The organism is Sphaerisporangium perillae, from assembly GCF_023276435.1.
Taxonomy (GTDB): Bacteria; Actinomycetota; Actinomycetes; order Streptosporangiales; family Streptosporangiaceae; genus Sphaerisporangium; species Sphaerisporangium perillae.
In genome coordinates this window covers 47254-65624 of the sequence record NZ_JALLPO010000034.1, presented here as the reverse complement: position 1 = coordinate 65624, position 18371 = coordinate 47254, and the positions used below count along the sequence as shown (strand labels likewise).

The window sequence follows — 18371 nt, the reverse complement described above, 5'->3', positions numbered from 1 at the left end:
ATGAGAACCGGTATGAGAAGCAGTCCCGCGCTCGGACACCATCGCACCTCGCAGCACCCAGCCACTGGAGGCCATGCGGCAGAGAGTCAGGAGATTCCCACTCTGCACGGGGGAGAGCACATGCTGGAAGTCATCGGGGCTGGCATGGGACGAACCGGGACCTACTCGCTGAAGACCGCTCTCGAACGCCTGGGGTACGGGCCCTGTCACCACATGTCCTCGCTGGACGGTGATCTCGATCGCATCAGAGGCTGGGAAGCGGCGGCGCAGGAGGAGCCGGTCGAGTGGAGCCGCCTGCTGGGCGGATACCACGCGACCGTGGACTGGCCGTCGTGCTACTTCTGGCGGGAACTGACGGCCGCCTACCCGGACGCGCGGGTGATTCTGACCGTGCGGGATCCCGGCCGCTGGTACGCGAGCGTGCGCGACACGATCTACCGGTCCAGTCACCGGCAGCCAGGATGGGCGGGGCTGGTGATGCGGCTGGAGAACCTGGTCTGCCCGGCGCTTCGCGTCCGGCGCCGGATGTGCGAACGGGTGATCTGGGATGGCACCTTCGGCTCCCGGTTCGACGAGCGGCGGTACGCGATCGAGGTCTTCGAATGGCATACGGCCCAGGTGCGGGCCGCGGTGCCGGCCGACCGGCTGCTGGTGTACGAGGCGGGACAGGGCTGGGAACCGCTGTGCGAGTTCCTCCGCGTACCTCCGCCGGACGAGCCGTTCCCCCACCTGAACGACGGCGCCGCGTTCCGGCGGATGGCCGCTCGCCGCCGCCGGCGAGTGCTGACCCTGCGCCCGCTCGACTCCGGCGACAGTACGGCGGTCCGGTGAGCGGAGCGGGTGTACGTGAGCTGATCGGGTCGCTCGGGCCGCCGACGGCGCGGGCCGGCGAGTACTACGCACGGGGATGGTGGCGCAAGGAGACGTTCACGGACGACCTGCGGGCCGCCGTCTCGGCCGTGCCCGACCGGACGGCGTTCATCAACTGGCGCCACGAGGAGGGTCGCGAGGTGACCGTGACCTTCGGCGAGCTGGCCGCGCATGTGGACCACCTCGCGGCGGGACTGCGGGAACTCGGGGTGGCTCCCGGCGAGGCGGTCGCCTTCCAGCTCCCCAACTGGTGGGAGACCGCGGCCCTCAGCCTGGCGTGCCTCGCCGCCGACGTGGTGGCGGTGCCGATGATGATGACGCTGGGCGTGCGCGAGGTGGAGCGGATCCTGTCCGGCACCCAGGCCTCCGTGTGCGTGGTCGCCGACCATTGGGGCGGCCTGCGCCCGGCCCGGATGCTCGCCGACCTCGGCGTCCGCCTGCCACGGCTGCGCCACCGAGTGGTCCTCGGCGACGCCCGCGCGACGGGGGCGGTCGCGTTCGCCGACCTGCTCGGCGCGATGCCGGCCGGCGCGGCGCGGGCCACGGGCGGTGACGAGGTGTCCGTGGTGCTGTTCACCTCGGGAACGACGGGCGAGGTCAAGGGCGTCCTGCACACGCCCAACACCCAGTACGCGTCCGCCCGGCCGAGGGCGGCGGGCGTGCCGATCCCCCGGTTCTGCACCCCGGCGAACCTGACCCATTCGGTGGGCATGCGCACCAACGTCCTGTTGCCGCTGGTGACGCGGTGCAGTTCGGTCTTCGCCGATACCCGCGACCCGGACACCTGGCTGGACCTGCTGGCCCGGCACGGGGTGACGCATCTGCTCGGCGCGCCGGAGATGCTGGGCGACCTGATACGAGCGCAACGGCGACGCCATCGCCCGCTGCCCGATCTGTACCTGGTCACCAGCACCGGGGCCCCGCTGCCGGCCTCGCTCGTCGCGCCGCTCCGCGAGACGCTGTGCCCGCGGCTCGTCAACGGCTTCGGGATGACGGAGACGGGCGGGTTGACCTTGACGGCCGTCGACGATCCTCCCGGCTGGCCGGGGCACAGCATCGGCCGTCCGACGCCGGGGCGGGAAGTCCGGCTGGAACCCGTCGACGACGGGATCTTCCGGTTGCACGTACGCGGTCCGTCCGTGTGCGTGGGCACCTTCGAGCTCCGCGGCCGCCGGCTGACCTGGGAGCCGGCGGACACCGGCGGCTGGTACGACACCGGCGACCTGGTCGGTGACGACCGGCGCGGAGGCCTGCGCTACTTCTCCCGGGTCGCCGACCGGGTCGGCAGCCCGCACCTGATCCCGGTCCTGGAGGTCGAGGACGAGCTTCTGAAGCACCCCGCCGTCGAGGACGTCGCCATCGTCGGCCGCCAGAACGCGGACGGCAAGGAGATCGTCTGCGCCTTCGTCGTCCCGCGCGGCGCGCCGCCGACCCTGGACGAGCTGCGCGAGCACCTCCTGCGGCAAGGAATGACCGAGTGGTATCTGCCTATTCGCCTGGAATGCGTGGACGAATTGCCGCGGAACGAGCTCGGCAAGGTCCGCAAGAACCGGCTCCGCGACCGGCTACAGGCACCGGCGGCAGGTGACGCGCCGGACACGCACCCGTGCGGCTCCTGACGAATGCGGCCGGAACCCGGCCGGCGCCACATTGAGCGTTGTCGCATCGAATCGGGAATCGCGGAACTGGAAATCGACCGTCATTCTCACCGCTTCAACGTGGCGGCGTGGTCGGGAACGCGATTGCGCTCGTTGCGCGGCAGCCGCTGGTATCCCGAGGACGGCGGACGCGGCGGCAGCGTCAACGGGGGCCGCTGGACCTCGTAATAGGGAATGCTGGACAGCAGGTGGGCGATCATGTTGATTCTCGCGCTCCTCTTGTCCTCGCTCTCCACCTCGTACCACGGCGCCTCCAGGACATCGGTGTGCACCAGCATCTCGTCCTTGGCCCGCGAGTAGTCCTCCCAGCGGGTGATCGACTCCATGTCCATCGGGGAGAGCTTCCAGCGCCGCATCGGGTCCTGCAGGCGGGACCGGAAGCGGCGCTCCTGCTCGGCGTCGCTGACCGAGAACCAGTACTTGCGCAACAGGATGCCGTCCTCCACCAGTAACCGCTCGAACACGGGGCACTGGTGCAGGAACCGGGTGTACTCCTCAGGAGTGCAGAACCCCATCACCCGCTCCACGCCGGCACGGTTGTACCAGCTGCGGTCGAACAGCACGATCTCCCCGGCGGCGGGCAGATGCTCGACGTAACGCTGGAAGTACCACTGGGTGCGCTGCCGCTCGCCGGGCACGGGAAGCGCCGCGATGCGGGCGACCCGGGGGTTCAGGTACTCGGTCACCCGCTTGATGGTGCTCCCCTTGCCCGCGGCGTCCCTGCCCTCGAAGAGGACGACCAGGCGCGCGCCCTCGACCCGCACCCACTCCTGCAGCTTCACCAGCTCGGCCTGCAGCCGGTACAGCTCGGCCTCGTAGACCTGCCGAGGGAGCCGCCCCTGCTTCTTGCCGCTCCCTCCGTTCTTCTTGCCGGCTCCCGCGTCCTTCTTGCCGGCTCCCGCGTCCTTCTTTCCGCCCACCGCGACCGCCTCCTCGCTTCGGCTCCACCCGGCGCCGCCGGCGCCTACCGCCCATCCTGCCGTTCCCGACCTTCAGGCGTCTCTGCGCCGCAGGAGCAGGGCGCCCGCGGCCAGCGGCAGGAGCGCGTACGCGACCAGCACGGCCACCGCCCCGGCCGGGGACAGCAGCGACCCGAACACCGAGTGGTCGTTGGCCTCTCCGACGATCTGGCGGGGCAGCCCGGGCAGCATGACCGAGCCCAGCCGCTCGCTCCACGGCTCGGGCAGGTTGCCCGCGACCATCGGCACCACGTACACCAGCCCGACCACGATGACGATGGCCCCCGCCGTGGAGCGCAGCACCGTGGCCAGGCCCAGGCCGAGCAGGGCGAACACGACGACCGAGAGCCCCGAGACGGCGAGCAGGGCCACCTTGTCGCCCACGGGGGTGAGGTAGGCGCCGTTGAACCGGTCGCCGATGATCGACCGGCTCGCGAAGTACGTCCCGAACACGACCAGCGGTCCGGTGACCAGGCCGATGGCGGCCAGGACGCAGGCCTTGGCCGCGAGCATCGGCCACCGCCGGGGCACCGCCATCAGGCTGGTCGCGATCATCTCGGTGCCGTACTCGGAGGTGATCGCCAGCACACCGAGTATCCCCAGGCACAGCTGCGGGACCAGCACGACCACCTCCTCCAGGTTCGCGACCCTGGCCGTGGCCCGCATGGCGGGCGGGGCGCCGTCGAACGCCGCCACCGCCGACCAGGCGACCGCGACACCGAGCAGGATGCCTCCGAGGGCCACGCCGAGGGTGTAGTAGGTGGAGCGCACCGAGCGGACTTTGATCCACTCCGCGCGCAGGACATCGGTGTTCAAGAGGTCTCCTCTGGTGGTGCCGGCGACGTTCGAGAAGCGACGCTCTCGCAGTACGGGCCGGCGCGCATCGGACGAGCGCCTGAACTCTCGAGCACCTACTAAGACCAGGGAACGACCTCCTCCAGGCGGAGCCGCGGGACCCTCACCCGCACGACCGCACGGCCCGCCGCCCGGGGCGGCGCTCTCCCGAAGTGGATCACAGCGCCCCTCCGAAGTGGATCACAGCGCCGGTCGGCCTCGGCTATGCTCGGCGGCCGTGACCACGAACCGGGCCGTACTGGACGCCCTCACGATGGAGACCACCACCGACCGCCACGACGGCGCCTGCCGGCACCGGGTTCCCTGATCGATGAGCGAGTACCAGTATTACGAGTTCCTGGCGCTGGACCGCCCGCTGACGTCCGCCGAGCAGGCCGAGGTCCGGGGCCTGTCCACCCGTGCCGAGCTCACCGCGACGAGCTTCACCAACCACTACGAGTTCGGTGACTTCGGCGGCGACCCGCGCCAGATGATGGAGCGCTACTACGACGCCCATCTCCACGTCACCGACTGGGGCACCCGTGAGGTGATGCTGCGGCTGCCGAAGGAGCTTTTCGACCTCGGCGCCGCGCGCGAGTACCTCCTGGACGAGCAGGTCGAGGCGTGGGTCTCGGGCGAGCACATCATCCTGGACCTCCGAAGCGAAGACGACGAAGACGACGAAGACGACGAAGACGACGAGGACGCCTGGGACGGCGCCGGGGACCAGGACGTCGCCCCGGACAGGGGCGGGGAGGTCTCGCTCTCCGCCATCGCCGGCGTCCGCGGCGAGCTGGCCTCCGGCGACCTGCGCCCCCTCTACCTGGCCTGGCTGTCCGCCGTCGGCACCTGGGAACGCGACGAGGACGCCTTCGACGATGACTTCGAGGCCGAGCCGGAACCACCGGTGCCGGCGGGCCTGGGCTCGCTGACCGCGTCCCAGCAGGCACTCGCCGGCTTCCTGCGGCTCGACCCCGACCTGCTCGCGACCGCCGCCGAGGCCGCTCCCGAGCTGACCGCCACCCGCGACGAGCTTCGGGAGCACGCCGAGTCGATCGCGAGCCTGCCGGGGCCGGAGAAGGACGCGCTACTGCTGCGCGTCGCCCGCGGCGAGGCCGGGCGGGTGCACCTGGAGCTGCTCCACCGGCTCCGCGAGCTCCGCGGGGAGCCGGAGAACGGCAGGGACGGCGCCGCCGCCCGGCGCACGGTGGCCGAACTGCTCGACGCGGCGGCGCGGCGGCGCCAGGAACGCGAGGCGCCCGCCGCGGCGCGATGAGCGACCGCTGAAACGCGTGGTCAAACGCGACGAACATGGGCGACACACATGGATTGTTCCTGCCGTCTCCGCCCGTGACGGGGCTTGTTAGCGGCCGGGGGCGGGTGACACCTCCACGGGTGGGCGCTGGACGATGAAGGACAGCGCCGTGGTCTGGCGTCCGAGCGACGCGTCATACGCGCTCACCCGTACATAGCCGGCCGGGTGGGCGGTGCGGCACTCGTTGACCTGGTCCAACGCCACGCGGGCGTCGGCCAGGTCGAACAGCGGCAGCGCCCACATGTCCCAGTAGACGTTGCGGGGATGGGGGTCGGTCGTGTGCTCGACCCCCACGGCCCAGCCCCGTCCGATGGCGTAGCGAAGCTGGGCGAGGATCTCCTCGTCGGTCAGCTCGGGAAGGTAGGAGAAGGCTCCCTGGGTCACTCTCATGCCGGCGCTCCGTCGGGTCGGTCGGTGGACTCGTAGGCGAACTCGACGTCTCCCCAGGTCGCGAGGGCGGCGGCGAGCTCGGGTGAGTGCTTGGCGGCTTCCTTCAGGATGTCGGGGCCTTCGGTGGCGAGGTCGCGGCCCTCGTTGCGCGCCTTGACGACGGCCTCCAGCGCGACCCGGTTGCCGGTGGCGCCGGCCGCGACCCCCATCGGGTGGCCGATCGTGCCGCCGCCGAACTGCAGGACGACGTCCTCGCCGAGGTGGTGGACCAGGTCGTGCATCTGCGCGGCGTGGATGCCTCCGGAGGCGACCGGCATGACGCCGGGCATCGAGCCCCAGTCCTGGTCGAAGTAGATGCCGTGCTCGGCGGACACGGGGGTGAAGGAGTCGCGGCAGGTCGCGTAGTACCCCTTGGTCGTCGCGGCGTCGCCCTCGAGCTTGCCGACGACGGTTCCCGCGTGCAGGTGGTCGACGCCGAGCAGGCGCGACCACTTGGCGAGGACGCGGAAGTTGACGCCGTGGTTCTTCTGCCGCGTATAGGTGGAGTGCCCGGCGCGGTGCAGGTGCAGCAGCACGCCGTTGTCCCTGGCCCACCTGGCCATCGACCCCATCGCGGTGAACCCGATCGTCAGGTCGATCATGATGATCGGGCTGCCGAGTTCCTTGGCGAAGGCGGCCCGCTCGTACATCTGCTCCATGGTCGCGGCGGTGCAGTTCAGGTAGTGACCCTTGATCTCGCCGGTCCGGTCCATCGCCCGGTTCACCGCCTCGGTGACGAACTGGAACCGGTCCCGCCAGCGCATGAAGGGCTGGGAGTTGATGTTCTCGTCGTCCTTGGTGAAGTCGAGCCCGCCTCTGAGCGCGTCGAAGACGACCCGGCCGTAGTTGCGCGCGGACAGCCCGAGCTTGGGCTTGATCGTGGCGCCCAGCAGCGGCCTGCCGTACTTGCCGAGGATCTCCCGCTCCATCACGATGCCGTGCGGCGGGCCCTGGAACGTCTTGACGTACGCCAGCGGGATGCGCGTGTCCTCCAGCCGCAACGCCTTCACGGCCTTGAACCCGAAGACGTTGCCGATGATGGAGGACGTCAGGTTGGGGATCGATCCCTCCTCGAACAGGTCGATGTCGTAGGCGATGTAGGCGATGTACTCGCCGGGCCGCACCTCGTCGACCCGGTACGCCTTCGCCTGGTAGTGGTCGTACGCCGTCAGCCGGTCGGTCCACACGACCGTCCAGGTCGCCGTGGAGGACTCGCCGGCCACCGCGGCCGCCGCCTCCTCGGGCGACACTCCCGGCTGCGGGGTGATCCGGAAGGCGCACAGCACGTCGGTGTCCTTCGGCACGTAGTCCGGATCGTGGTAACCGAGCTTCGCGTAGGGGATGACCCCCGAACTCAAGCGGTCCATGCCGTCAACGGTCACCGCTGACCGTCCAGTTGTCCATTGACAGTTGACGGAGCACTATCAAGCATGACCTTGACTCAGCTGCGTACGTTCCTCGCCGTCGTCGAGACGGGGTCGGTGAAGAGCGCCGCCAAGCGGCTCGTCGTGACGGAGTCGGCGGTCTCGGCGTCCTTGGTGGCGCTGCAGCGGTCGCTGGGCCTCCAGCTCGTACGGCCGGCGGGGCGCGGGCTGGAGCTGACCGAGTCCGGCGAGACCTATGCCGGGTACGTACGGCAGGCGCTGGGGCTGCTGGAGGCGGGGCAGGCGGCCGCGGCCGGCGAGTCCGACCCCGAGGGGGGCGAGCTGAGGATCGCGGCGGTCACCCCGGCCGGCGAGCAGCTGGTCCCCCGGTTCCTGCGCGGCTTCCGCCAGGCCCACCCTCGCGTCCGCGTCACCCTGCGCATCGGCAACAGGGAGCGGGTGCACGAGCTCCTGGACCACCGCGAGGTGGACCTCCTCATCGGAGGCCGCCCGCCGAAGGGCCGGGCCGTGCTCGCCGTGCGCCCGAACGAGCTCGTCGTCGTCACCCCCGGCGCCGGCTCGGGGTGGGAGGAGGACCACGACGCGGACAGTCCGCAGGAGCACGAGGCGGGCGGGACCGAGGCCCGCGACGCGGGCGGGCCGGAGGACCATGACGCGGGCGGGCCGGAGGACCATGACGCGGGGGCGTGGGAGGAGCGCAGGCGGTGGCTGGCCGGGCGGACGTGGCTGCTGCGCGAGCCTGGATCCGGCACCCGCGCGACCGCCGAGGTGCTGCTCGACGAGCTGAACATCTCCCCGCCCACGCTGACGATCGGCTCGAACACGGCCATCCGGGAGGCGGTGATCGCGGGGCTCGGCGTGAGCCTGATGTCGCGGGACGCCGTCATCCGCGACCTCGCGTCGGGCGCGATGGCGGTGCGGAGCACGCCGGGAACGCCGCTGCGCAGGGACTGGCACCTGGTGGCCCACCCCGGCCGGCTGCCCGCGACCGCCACGCTGTTCGTCCGATATTTACTCTCAGGCGGAGAATTCACCGATTTTCAGGGGAAATGAATCGGGAACTTCTTTCGTACAGCACAGGGAAGACGGTTCCACGGCTCGAAGTTACCTTCGGGTAATGCCCGACAAGCTGATGCGGATCAGGCGCGCGGACGAGGCCGTACGGCCCATCATGATCGCCATCGCCGGTGACAGCGCCGCCGGGAAGACCACGCTCACACGCGGCCTCGTCGCCGCACTGGGTAGCGAGCGCAGCATCTCCCTCTGCGTCGACGACTACCACCGGTACGACCGGGCCGAACGGCGCTCGCTGCCGTTCACCCCCCTGCACCCGTCCTGCAACTACGTCCAGATCATGGAGCAGCACCTGCGGCTGCTCGCGCTCGGCCGGCCCATCCTCAAGCCCGTCTACGACCACGGCCACGGCGAGCTCATCCGGCCCGAGCTGGTCGAGCCGCACCCCCTGGTGATCGTGGAAGGGCTGCTCCCGCTGCACACCAAGCTCCTGCGGGCCTGCTTCGACGTGACCGTCTACCTCTCCCCGCCCGAGGAGGTCCGCCGGCAATGGAAGATCGCCCGGGACACCCTCAAGCGCGGCTACACCCACGACCAGGTGATCTCCGAGCTGGAACGCAGGGAACCGGAGGCCGACCGGTACGTCCGGCCGCAACGGCGGAACGCCGACATCGTCGTGGAGTTCGCCCGCACCGGGGCGTCGGTGCTGCTCCGGCCGACGATCCGGCACCCCGACTTCGCGCGGATCCTCAGCGAGACCGGGGTTGACGGGGTGACCCTGGCACTGACCCGCGACCCGGACGGCATCCCCGCCGACGCACTCCACATCAGCCGCGCGCTCCCCACGTCCTCGGGCGACGCCGTCGCCGCGGCGATCTGGGACGACCTGGGCAAACCCGGCCCGCTGCCGGACTCCCTGGGCCTGCTCGACGGCACCCGGGACGAACCCCTCCGGCTGGTGCAGCTCATCCTGCTCTACCACCTCCTGAGCCTGATGGGCGTCGACGAGTGGGAGTGCGTCCGGGCACGGCCGGAAGATGCCGCGGGGGCGCCGGCCGGCCGGCCGCGAGATCGCCAGGAATAGGGCGGAACACGACGAGAGTTATATGCTCGTGCGATGCCTATGGCGTCAGTCGGGCCGGTTCGGAACCGAAGCATGGTGATCAGCGCGATACCGCGATCCCCTCGCCCGTGACGAAGACCTGGACGATCGTCCTGGCACTCAGGGGAGAGTAATTGCGTCCGCTGCCGGTGGAGACCGACCAGAACCATGCGCCGCGCGGCACGGCCGGCGAGACGATCGCCCTCGCTGCCGGTATGGAACTCGCGGCGCCGGACGGCCGCCACCGGACGGCACGCCCCCCGGGCGCGCCGCGCGCGGCCCTGGCGGCGCCGGCGGTCTTCCTGGCCGGGGAGGCGGCTCCACCGCCTCGGACGCTGGTGGACATCCTCGCCGAGACGACCCGCCGGTACCCGCGCATGCCCGCGCTCGACGACGGGTCGGCCTGCCTCGACTACCGGGGCCTGAGCGCCGAGGTGGCGCGGCTGGCCGAGGAACTCCGGGACGCGGATGTGCGACCCGGCGACCGCGTGGGCGTGCGCGTGCCGTCGGGCACCACCGGCCTCTATGTCGCGATCCTCGCGGTGCTGACGGCCGGCGCGGCATACGTCCCCGTCGACGCCGACGATCCCGATGAGCGGGCCGAGCTCGTCTTCACCGAGGCGGAGGCCCGCGCGGTCATCGGCGCCGACCGCGTGATCACCGTGCGCGGCACCTCCAGCGGCCCTTCAGCGCAGGACGATCACGACGAGCAGGACCAGGACGGGCGGGAGGGGCGTCCCGGCCTGGACGGGCAGGACGGGCGTCCTGGCCTGGACGAGCGGGACAGGCGTCCCGGCCTGGACGACGACGCCTGGATCATCTTCACGTCGGGGTCCACCGGCAAGCCCAAGGGCGTCGCCGTGACCCATCGCAGCGCCGCGGCGTTCGTCGACGCCGAGGCCCGCCTGTTCCTGGCGGAGGAGCCCATCGGCCCCGGCGACCGCGTCCTGGCGGGGCTGTCCGTGGCCTTCGACGCGTCCTGTGAGGAGATGTGGCTGGCCTGGCGGCACGGCGCCTGCCTCGTCGCCGCTCCCCGGGCGCTCGTACGCAGCGGCATGGATCTCGGCCCCTGGCTGGTCGACAGGGGCGTCACGGTCGTGTCCACGGTGCCGACGCTGGCGGCGCTGTGGCCGGTCGAGACCCTCGACGACGTGCGTTTGCTGATCTTCGGCGGCGAGGCGTGCCCGCCCGAGCTGGCCGAGCGGCTGGCCGTGCCGGGACGTGAGGTGTGGAACACCTACGGCCCGACCGAGGCCACCGTCGTCGCGTGCGCCGCTCCGCTGGGCGGCCAGGGACAAGTACGGATCGGCCTGCCGCTCGACGGCTGGGATCTCGCCGTGGTCAACGAGCGGGACGAACCCGTCGCCATGGGCGAGACCGGCCAGCTCGTCATCGGCGGCGTCGGCCTCGCCCGCTACCTGGACACCGGCAAGGACGAGGAGAAGTACGCCCCGCTCCGCTCCCTCGGCTGGGATCGCGCCTACCGCAGCGGCGACCTGGTGAAGGCGGAGCGGCAGGGCCTGGTCTTCGTCGGGCGGGCGGACGAGCAGATCAAGCTCGGCGGCCGGCGCATCGAGCTGGGAGAGATCGACACCGCGATCCAGTCACTGCCGGGCGTGATGGGAGCCGCCGCCGCGGTCCGCACAACCGGCTCGGGGCATCAGCTTCTGATCGGTTACGTCGTCCCCGGTGCGGACTTCGACCAGGCGACCGCCCGCGACCGGCTGGCGGAGGCGCTGCCCGCCGCGCTGGTCCCGCGGATCGTGCTCGTCGACTCCCTGCCGACCCGCACCTCCGGGAAGATCGACCGCGATGCCCTCCCGTGGCCGTCGGCCGGCGGTGCGGCCACCCGCGACGCGGCCGCGACCGGGCTGTCCGGCACCGAGGCGTGGGTGGCGAGGCAGTGGGCCGACATCCTCGGCATGGACGCCGGCGACCGGGACGCCGACTTCTTCGTCCAGGGCGGCACGAGCCTCGCCGTCGCCAGGCTGGTGACCGCCCTGCGCACCCGGTACCCCGCCGCCGCGGTCGGCGACGTCTACGAGAACCCCACGCTGGGGGCACTCGCCGCACGCCTGTCCGCACTCGGCACGCCGGAGGCCACGACCGCGAACCGCACCGTGACACCGGTGCCGCGCCGCGCCGCGCTGGCGCAGACGGCACTGATGGTGCCGCTGCTCACCATCGGCGGCATGCGCTGGATCGTCGGCCTCGCCACGCTGAACAACGTCGTGTCGTTTCCCTGGGCTCCGACGGTCTCGTGGTGGTGGGTGCTGGCCGGCTGGCTGCTGTTCATCTCACCGTGGGGACGGATGGGCATCGCGGCGGGGGTCGCCCGGGTGCTGCTGCGCGGCCTGAAACCCGGCGCCTATCCCCGCGGCGGGCGCACACATCTGCGGTTGTGGTTCGCCGAGCAGTTCGCCGCCCAGATCGGGGTGGGCCAGCTGTCCGGCGCGCCATGGGTCGCCCGTTACGCGCGGGCGCTCGGAGCGCAGATCGGCGAGGACACCGACCTGCACACGCTGCCGCCGGTGACCGGAATGCTCAAGCTGGGGAAGAACGCCGCGATCGAGCCCGAGGTCGACCTGCACGGGTACTGGCTGGACGGCGACCTCCTGCGCGTCGGTGAGATCCGCATCGGCGCCGCCGCCACGGTCGGCGCGCGCGCGACCTTGCTCCCCGGCGCGCGCGTCGGCAAGAACGCGCAGGTGGCCCCGGGGGCGGTGGTCGAAGGCGCGGTCCCGTCGGGTGAGCGCTGGGCGGGCGCGCCCGCCACCCGGCAGGGCAAGGCGCGACGTTTCCGCCCCTCGGACCGGCCGCCGCGCTCCAAGCGCTGGGAACTGACGTACGGCCTGTCCGCGATCTTCTTGAGCCTGATCCCGGTCGTCGCCGCCCTCTGCGGCCTCATCGTGCTCCAGGGGTTCGTACGCGACGCCGCCACGCTCGGGGAGGCACTGCCCGCCGCGCTCTACGGGGTCGCGCCGGCCACGGTGACCTCACTGGCCGCCTTCGCCCTGGTCATCGTCCTCTGCGTGCGGCTGCTCGGCGTCGGCCTTCGCCCCGGGCAGCATCCGGTGCACAGCCGCCAGGCCTGGCAGGCGTGGGCGACCGGCCGGCTGATGGCCGCGGCCCGCGTCTGGCTCTTCCCGCTGTACGCCAGCATCCTCACCCCCGCGTGGCTACGCGCCCTGGGCATGAAGGTCGGCCGCGACGTCGAGCTGTCGACGGTGCTCGCACTGCCCACGATGACGACCGTCGGCGACGGGGCGTTCCTCGCCGACGACACGATGGTCGCCCCGTACGAGCTGGTCAACGGCAGCATGCGCGTCGACCAGGTGCGCATCGGCAAGCGCGCCTTCCTCGGCAACTCCGGCATGACCGCTCCGGGCCGCAAGGTGCCGAAGGACGGCCTGGTGGGCGTCCTGTCGGCCGCGCCGAAGAAGGCCAAGGCGGGGTCGTCCTACCTCGGCATGCCGCCCGTGGAGTTGCGCAGGACGGCCGAGGACGGAGACCGGAACCGCACCTACGACCCGCCGCGCCGGCTCAAGGCCGCCCGGGCCACGGTGGAGATCTGCCGGATCGTCCCCGCGATGTTCACGGTCGCGCTGACCGTGCTCGTCGCGGCGACCCTTGAGTTCCTCGCCGCCTCGAGGGGCTTCGCGGTCGCGGCGCTGCTGGTGGGGATCATGCTGGCGGGTGCCGGAGTGCTGGCCGCCGCGATCACCACCGCGGCCAAATGGGCGCTCCTCGGCAGGATCACCGCGGGGAACCGCCCGCTGTGGAGCTCGTTCGTCTGGCGCAACGAGCTCGCCGACAACTTCGTCGAGGTGCTCGCCGCACCGTGGTTCGCCGAGGCCTGGCTGGGGACCGCTCCCCTTAACCTGTGGCTACGGTCGCTCGGGGCGAGCGTCGGGCGCGGGGTGTGGTGCGACACCTACTGGCTGCCCGAAGCGGATCTCGTCCAGGTGGGTGACGGCTCCAGCGTCAACCGGGGCTGCGTGCTGCAGACCCACCTCTTCCACGATCGCGTCATGAGCATCGATAGGGTCGTGCTGCGGAACGGGGCGACACTCGGACCGCATGGAGTCGTCCTTCCCGCCGCGACAATCGGGGAGGACACCACGATCGGACCGGCATCCCTCGTGATGCGCGGCGAGACCGTGCCTCCGCGGACCCGCTGGTTCGGAAACCCGATCACGGCGTGGTCCCCGCCCTCGTCGAGATGATCCGGAAGGCAAGACCGATCGTGAGCGTGGCATCGGGTACCTGTGGCCACCCCTACTTTCCGGAACGGGGCAACGAGGGCTACTGGGTCGAGCACTACGACCTGGCCCTGGAGTACCGCGTCGTCGCCAACCGGCTCCGCGCGTCGGCGACGATCTCGGCGTTCGCGGCCGGGGCGCTGAGCTGGTTCGCCCTCGACCTCGCCGGTCTTCGGGCCACCGCGGTACTGGTCGACGGCCTACCCGCGCGTTTCACCCAGCACGGCGACAAACTGCGCGTCACCCCCGCGCGGACTCTGCAAGAAGGCACGCTGTTCGTCGTGGAGATCCGGTACGGGGGGAACCCCCGCCCGGTGCCGAGCCACTGGGGCGGGCTGGGCTGGGAGCAGCTCAGCGACGGTGTGATCGTCGCGAGCCAGCCGACCGGGGCGCCGTCGTGGTTCCCGTGCAACGACCGGCCGGGCGACAAGTCCACCTTTCGCATCTCGGTCACCACCGCATCGGCGTACGAGGTCGTCGCCAACGGCCGCCTGGCCGGCAAACGCCGCGCCGCGTCCACCACCACCTGGGTGTACGAGCAGGCCGAACCGATGGCGACCTATCTGGCGAGCGTGCAGATCGGGCGGTACCAGACGGCCGAGGTGTCCGGCCCGGTGCCGCAGCGGCTGTTCTTCCCCTCCCGGCTCGCGTCGCGGGTCCGTCTCGACTTCGGCCGGCAGCAGCAGATGCTCGCGCTCTTCACCGAGCGGTTCGGCCCCTACCCGTTCGCCGCCTACACCGTGGTGGTGGCCGACGACGACCTGGAGATCCCGGTCGAGGCCCAGGGAATGTCGATCTTCGGCAGGAACCACGTGGACGGCCGGCGCGGCGAGGAACGCCTCGTCGCCCACGAACTGGCCCACCAGTGGTTCGGCAACAGCCTGACCTTGGAGTCCTGGCGCGAGATCTGGCTGCACGAAGGGTTCGCCAGCTACGCGGAGTGGCTGTGGTCGGAGGCCTCGGGAGGTGAGACCGCCGACGCGCTCGCCGCTCGCTGGCACCGCAAGCTGTCGCGACTCCCCCAGGACTTCGTGCTGGCCGACCCCGGCGCCCGGCGGCTCTTCGACGACCGCGTCTACAAACGTGGCGCGCTCACCGTGCACGCCCTGCGGCGCGCTCTCGGCGACGAGGCGTTCTTCCCCATGCTGCGCGAGTGGACGACCACCTACCAGCACGGCGCCGTCACCACCGACCGGTTCACCCGCCTGGCCGACCGCTACGCCACCACCCCGCTCGACCCGCTCTTCACCTCATGGCTGCACACCGAACGCCTCCCGGCCGAGCACCGTTGACCTGCGCCGGACGGTGCTCGCCGGGACCGGGCCAGCGTGGAGACCCTCGCGCCGACGGGCACCCCCACCAGCTCGGCCGAAGGCTCGGGCAAATGATCACTGGTGGTTAAACCGGGGTTCACCAGGACAAACGCTTAGCGCACGATCGGTCCCGATGTTCCTCGGACCCCGAGCCGCACGGCAGTTTCGTGGTCAGTCGGTGATGACGTTGTCGCGCGGGCCGCCGTAGACGGGGTTCTTGTCGTAGCGCTTGTCGGTGACGAGCAGTCGGACCGTGTCCGAGGCGGCTTCTTCCGCCTCCCAGACGACCCAGTCCTTGCCGACGGGGACACTTTGCTTGTCCGGGTCGATGCCGAAGCCGCCCGGGTTCCCGGGGCCGACAGTCATGATCAGGTAGGTGACCTTCAGGCCGCGCTTCTCAATCTCCGGCACGACCTCGCCCACGGTCTTCTCATCCACCCGGTACCCGGCGAGCGAGCCTCCCTTGGTGGTGGCGATCGTCCCTCCGTCCTCATCGTAGGCCTCTCCGGGGTTGGCCTGGCGTCCCAGCCTGAGATATGCCTTCCCGGTCAGGTCGGCCGGAACACGGAGCACCAGGTAGCAGCCCTTCTGCTGCGCCATGCACGGTTTCCCGTCGCGGTCCTCCATGCCGGAGGGGGAGGTCCACTCCTTCCCGGATTTGCGCACACCGTCCTGGAACCCCGTCACTTCCTGGCCCACTTTGCCCGGCGCTACGGGGACGATGCGCACGTCGACGTCCAGGCCGAGCGCCTTGAACGCCTCGCGGTACTTCTGGTGGTCGGCGTAGGGGTCCTTGATACGGGCGACGTACTCGTCGCCCTCCCGCTGGATCTCGATCTCCGAGCTGGCGTAGGAGGTGGCCACGCCGCGGCCGTTCCCCAGCAGGCTCGGGCCGACCACGATGCCCGTGGCGAGCACGGCCGCGGCCGCCACCAGGACGAGGCGCCGGGGACCGTGGTGGCGGGCACGGCGCGGCTCGCCGACGGCTGTGGCGGGCTCCTCGGCCGTGATCAAGGCCAGGAGCGTCCGTGCCTCCGGGTCGGATGGGTCGCCTACCGGCTGTCCGGGCTGGACCCGGGCCAGCGCTCTTGTCATCGCGTCGATCTCGTCGGTGTTCTTCACAGCGACCTCTCCGCCGGTACCGGCCGGCTTTTTGGCGTCGAATGAATGCCCGCCTCGGTGAGCGCGCGGGAAAAGCGCCTGCGGGCGCGGTGAAGCCTGACGCGTACGGCGTTGCGCGACAGGCCCATCGCCGTGGCGATCTCTTGGCGGTCCAGGCCCTCCCAGGCGACCAGTGACAGCAATTCGCGGTCGTCATCGGGCAGGGTCCGGAAGATCTGGGCGATCGCTTTCAGTTCGCCTCCGCTGTCGGGGGAGTCCGCGTAGAGGTCGGCCATCTTGGCGTCGAGCTCGACGCTGCGGGCCTGGCGGCGGGCCTCGCTACGGTGATGGTTGGCCAGCACTTTGCGTGCCACGCCGTACAACCACAGCGTGGCCTCTTCCCCTGGTGGCAGCTCGTCCATCCGCCGCCAGGCGACGGTGAAGGTCTCCGCGACCACGTCCGCGGCATCCTGCGGCGAGTCGCAGCGACGCGCGGCATAGGCCCTGATCTGGCCATATGTCTCCCGATAGACGGCCTCGAACCTGGCCAGCCGTGCGTTATCCACGGGTGATTCCCATGAGCGGTTTCCTTTGTCAGCGCGAAATACGGACATCCTCCCTATGTGCGGAGCGAACCCATCATTACTTGCCAATCCCAAAAGAATTTCGCGTGTCGGAAGCACACCCGAAGCGTGCGCACCTTGCGATCTCAGAAACGGTCCATTCCCGGAGCGAGATCAAGAGGGCGCCGCCCCACACTGCCGGGTCATCCTCACCGTGTATGAGATGAAGCGCCTGGGCCGCGACGCCGCCGAACTCACCGCGCTCGCCGACCATCTCACCGCCCACGGCCTGGTCCCGGAGATGCTCGCCGGCCCGCTGCCCGGCATCTACGACCCGACCGGGCCCGGCCGCATCCTGTTCGGCTTCTTCGCCGCCATGGCCGAGACCGAACGCGAGAACATCCGCGAAGCCACCCTTGAAGGACTCGACGCCGCCGCCCGCAAGGGCAAGCACGGCGGACGGCCCCCGGTCATCACCCAGGACATGCTCCACACCGTCCTGCGCCGCTCAATCTCAGCGCCAACCGCTGTACCGCTGCTACTCAACCCCGGGAACCGGCTTCAGTGAGCCTGTGACCGATAGCTGGCCCCTGCTCGGCGCGTTCGCCCGTGTACGCTACCGCCGACGGTGGCCGAGGACGGTGCCGATGCCCGGTCACAGTGTGGCCAGTGCCTCGGTCGGGGACAGTCGGGCCGCCCGGATTGCCGGGTAGAGCCCGGCGAGGCCGCCGATGGGCACGGTGGCGCCGAGTCCACCCGCCGTCGCCCACACCGGTACGACCGCCGGCCAAGCGCCGAGGTGCTACTGGCCAAGCCGCAGAGCACGATCGCCCAATGGGAGGCCATGGCGCAACGCGTGCTGACCGCAACCGGCCGCACCGAACGACTGTTGGACGGCCTGCTGGCGCTCGCCCGCAGCGACAGCGGCGTGATCACCCAGGAGCCGCACGATCTGGCGGTCGCGGCGGCCGTCGCGCTGAGTGAGGCGGACCACGAAGCGGAGACCACCGATCTGACCATCACCCCCGACCTGCGCCCCCCCGGTCAGCGGCGACCCGGTCCTGCTGGACCGCCTGGTGCGTAACCTTGTGGACAACGCGATCCGGCACAACCACCACGGTGGCTGGATCGAGGTGACGACGAGCGGCGGGGACGGCGTCGCAGTCCTCAGCGTGCGCAACAGCGGCGACGCGATCCCCCCAGAGGACGTGGACCGGCTGTTCGAGCCGTTCCAGCGGCTGCAGTCCGACCGCACCGCAGAAGCCAAATCCAGCGGCCTGGGCCTGGCCATCGTCAGGTCCATCGTGCGCGCGCACCGGGGAACGGTGGAGGCGGCACCGATGGCCGGTGGCGGACTGAAGGTCATCGTGAAGCTGCCGGCGCGGGAGACGCCGTCCACGGCACCCGCAGCCACGCCTGGCAACGCCACCGATCCGGCATCGGCTGGACCGTTCGAAAACTCGGCAGGAACCACCTGGACGGCCGGCGCGGCGAGGAACGCCTCGTCGCCCACGAACTGGCCCACCAGTGGTTCGGCAACAGCCTGACCTTGGAACGCCGGAACCG

At 71.1% G+C, this 18371-nt stretch carries 16 protein-coding genes; 10 read left to right on the top strand and 6 right to left on the bottom strand.

Features of this window, described 5'->3' with window-relative positions:
- Positions 1-120 precede the first annotated feature (120 nt).
- A complete protein-coding gene (locus MYF83_RS29710) occupies positions 121-831 on the top strand; it encodes a sulfotransferase family protein (RefSeq protein WP_248964042.1) in 711 nt (236 codons plus the stop codon).
- A complete protein-coding gene (locus tag MYF83_RS29705) occupies positions 828-2489 on the top strand; it encodes an AMP-binding protein (protein WP_248964041.1) in 1662 nt (553 codons plus the stop codon). The genes MYF83_RS29710 and MYF83_RS29705 overlap by 4 nt, the downstream gene beginning before the upstream one ends.
- Positions 2490-2575: 86 nt before the next feature.
- Here MYF83_RS29705 and ppk2 read toward each other — a convergent pair whose 3' ends face one another.
- Both ppk2 and MYF83_RS29695 read right to left on the bottom strand, forming a co-directional pair.
- A complete protein-coding gene (ppk2, locus tag MYF83_RS29700; RefSeq protein ID WP_248964040.1) occupies positions 2576-3448 on the bottom strand; it encodes a polyphosphate kinase 2 in 873 nt (290 codons plus the stop codon).
- A 72-nt stretch (positions 3449-3520) separates the two neighbouring features.
- Positions 3521-4303, bottom strand: a complete 783-nt coding sequence (locus MYF83_RS29695) for an ABC transporter permease subunit (protein ID WP_248964039.1) — start codon at positions 4301-4303, stop codon at positions 3521-3523.
- A gap of 349 nt (positions 4304-4652) precedes the next feature.
- Here MYF83_RS29695 and MYF83_RS29690 point away from each other — a divergent pair, with 349 nt between their 5' ends.
- Positions 4653-5597 (top strand): hypothetical protein, encoded by a 945-nt coding sequence (locus MYF83_RS29690; protein WP_248964038.1) that lies wholly within the window; start codon positions 4653-4655, stop codon positions 5595-5597.
- Between the two features lie 87 nt (positions 5598-5684).
- On the opposite strand, the gene MYF83_RS29685 is transcribed toward MYF83_RS29690, so the two are convergent.
- Positions 5685-6026, bottom strand: coding sequence for a ribulose bisphosphate carboxylase small subunit (locus tag MYF83_RS29685; RefSeq protein ID WP_248964037.1), 342 nt, complete (start codon positions 6024-6026; stop codon positions 5685-5687).
- Complete coding sequence (locus tag MYF83_RS29680; protein WP_248964036.1) at positions 6023-7432, bottom strand: ribulose-bisphosphate carboxylase large subunit; 1410 nt, start codon at positions 7430-7432, stop codon at positions 6023-6025. The genes MYF83_RS29685 and MYF83_RS29680 overlap by 4 nt, the downstream gene beginning before the upstream one ends.
- Positions 7433-7495: 63 nt before the next feature.
- On the opposite strand from MYF83_RS29680, the gene MYF83_RS29675 reads away from it, so the two are divergent.
- The 4 genes from MYF83_RS29675 to MYF83_RS29660 all read left to right on the top strand — a co-directional run bounded on the left by MYF83_RS29675 (position 7496) and on the right by MYF83_RS29660 (position 15120).
- Positions 7496-8503: a LysR substrate-binding domain-containing protein gene (locus tag MYF83_RS29675; RefSeq protein ID WP_248964035.1), complete on the top strand. Its 1008-nt coding sequence runs from the start codon at positions 7496-7498 to the stop codon at positions 8501-8503.
- Between the two features lie 64 nt (positions 8504-8567).
- A complete protein-coding gene (locus tag MYF83_RS29670) occupies positions 8568-9548 on the top strand; it encodes a phosphoribulokinase (protein ID WP_248964034.1) in 981 nt (326 codons plus the stop codon).
- A gap of 152 nt (positions 9549-9700) precedes the next feature.
- Entirely contained in the window at positions 9701-13792 is a 4092-nt protein-coding gene (locus MYF83_RS29665) for a Pls/PosA family non-ribosomal peptide synthetase (RefSeq protein WP_248964033.1), read from the top strand.
- A 20-nt stretch (positions 13793-13812) separates the two neighbouring features.
- A complete protein-coding gene (locus MYF83_RS29660; protein WP_248964032.1) occupies positions 13813-15120 on the top strand; it encodes a M1 family metallopeptidase in 1308 nt (435 codons plus the stop codon).
- A gap of 192 nt (positions 15121-15312) precedes the next feature.
- Here MYF83_RS29660 and MYF83_RS29655 read toward each other — a convergent pair whose 3' ends face one another.
- Both MYF83_RS29655 and MYF83_RS29650 read right to left on the bottom strand, forming a co-directional pair.
- A complete protein-coding gene (locus MYF83_RS29655; RefSeq protein WP_248964031.1) occupies positions 15313-16263 on the bottom strand; it encodes a hypothetical protein in 951 nt (316 codons plus the stop codon).
- Positions 16260-16808 (bottom strand): RNA polymerase sigma factor, encoded by a 549-nt coding sequence (locus MYF83_RS29650; protein WP_248964030.1) that lies wholly within the window; start codon positions 16806-16808, stop codon positions 16260-16262. The genes MYF83_RS29655 and MYF83_RS29650 overlap by 4 nt, the downstream gene beginning before the upstream one ends.
- Before the next feature lie 55 nt (positions 16809-16863).
- Between MYF83_RS29650 and MYF83_RS29645 the strand changes: the two genes are divergently transcribed.
- The 3 genes from MYF83_RS29645 to MYF83_RS29630 all read left to right on the top strand — a co-directional run bounded on the left by MYF83_RS29645 (position 16864) and on the right by MYF83_RS29630 (position 18352).
- Positions 16864-17373 carry a recombinase family protein gene (locus MYF83_RS29645; protein ID WP_279340228.1) on the top strand — a complete coding sequence of 170 codons (510 nt, stop codon included), beginning with the start codon at positions 16864-16866 and terminating at the stop codon, positions 17371-17373.
- A gap of 231 nt (positions 17374-17604) precedes the next feature.
- Positions 17605-17889 (top strand): hypothetical protein, encoded by a 285-nt coding sequence (locus tag MYF83_RS29635; protein ID WP_248964028.1) that lies wholly within the window; start codon positions 17605-17607, stop codon positions 17887-17889.
- Positions 17890-17893: 4 nt separating this feature from the next.
- Positions 17894-18352, top strand: coding sequence for a sensor histidine kinase (locus MYF83_RS29630; protein WP_248964027.1), 459 nt, complete (start codon positions 17894-17896; stop codon positions 18350-18352).
- Positions 18353-18371 lie beyond the last annotated feature (19 nt).

Bases quoted from the DNA above. Each gene is read 5' to 3' on its own strand.
- MYF83_RS29710 (WP_248964042.1), top strand. From the start codon at position 121: ATGCTGGAAGTCATCGGGGCTGGCATGGGACGAACCGGGACCTACTCG.
- MYF83_RS29690 (WP_248964038.1), top strand. From the start codon at position 4,653: ATGAGCGAGTACCAGTATTACGAGTTCCTGGCGCTGGACCGCCCGCTG.
- MYF83_RS29685 (WP_248964037.1), bottom strand. From the start codon at position 6,026: ATGAGAGTGACCCAGGGAGCCTTCTCCTACCTTCCCGAGCTGACCGAC.
- MYF83_RS29680 (WP_248964036.1), bottom strand. From the start codon at position 7,432: ATGGACCGCTTGAGTTCGGGGGTCATCCCCTACGCGAAGCTCGGTTAC.
- MYF83_RS29675 (WP_248964035.1), top strand. From the start codon at position 7,496: ATGACCTTGACTCAGCTGCGTACGTTCCTCGCCGTCGTCGAGACGGGG.
- MYF83_RS29670 (WP_248964034.1), top strand. From the start codon at position 8,568: ATGCCCGACAAGCTGATGCGGATCAGGCGCGCGGACGAGGCCGTACGG.
- MYF83_RS29645 (WP_279340228.1), top strand. From the start codon at position 16,864: ATGTGCGGAGCGAACCCATCATTACTTGCCAATCCCAAAAGAATTTCG.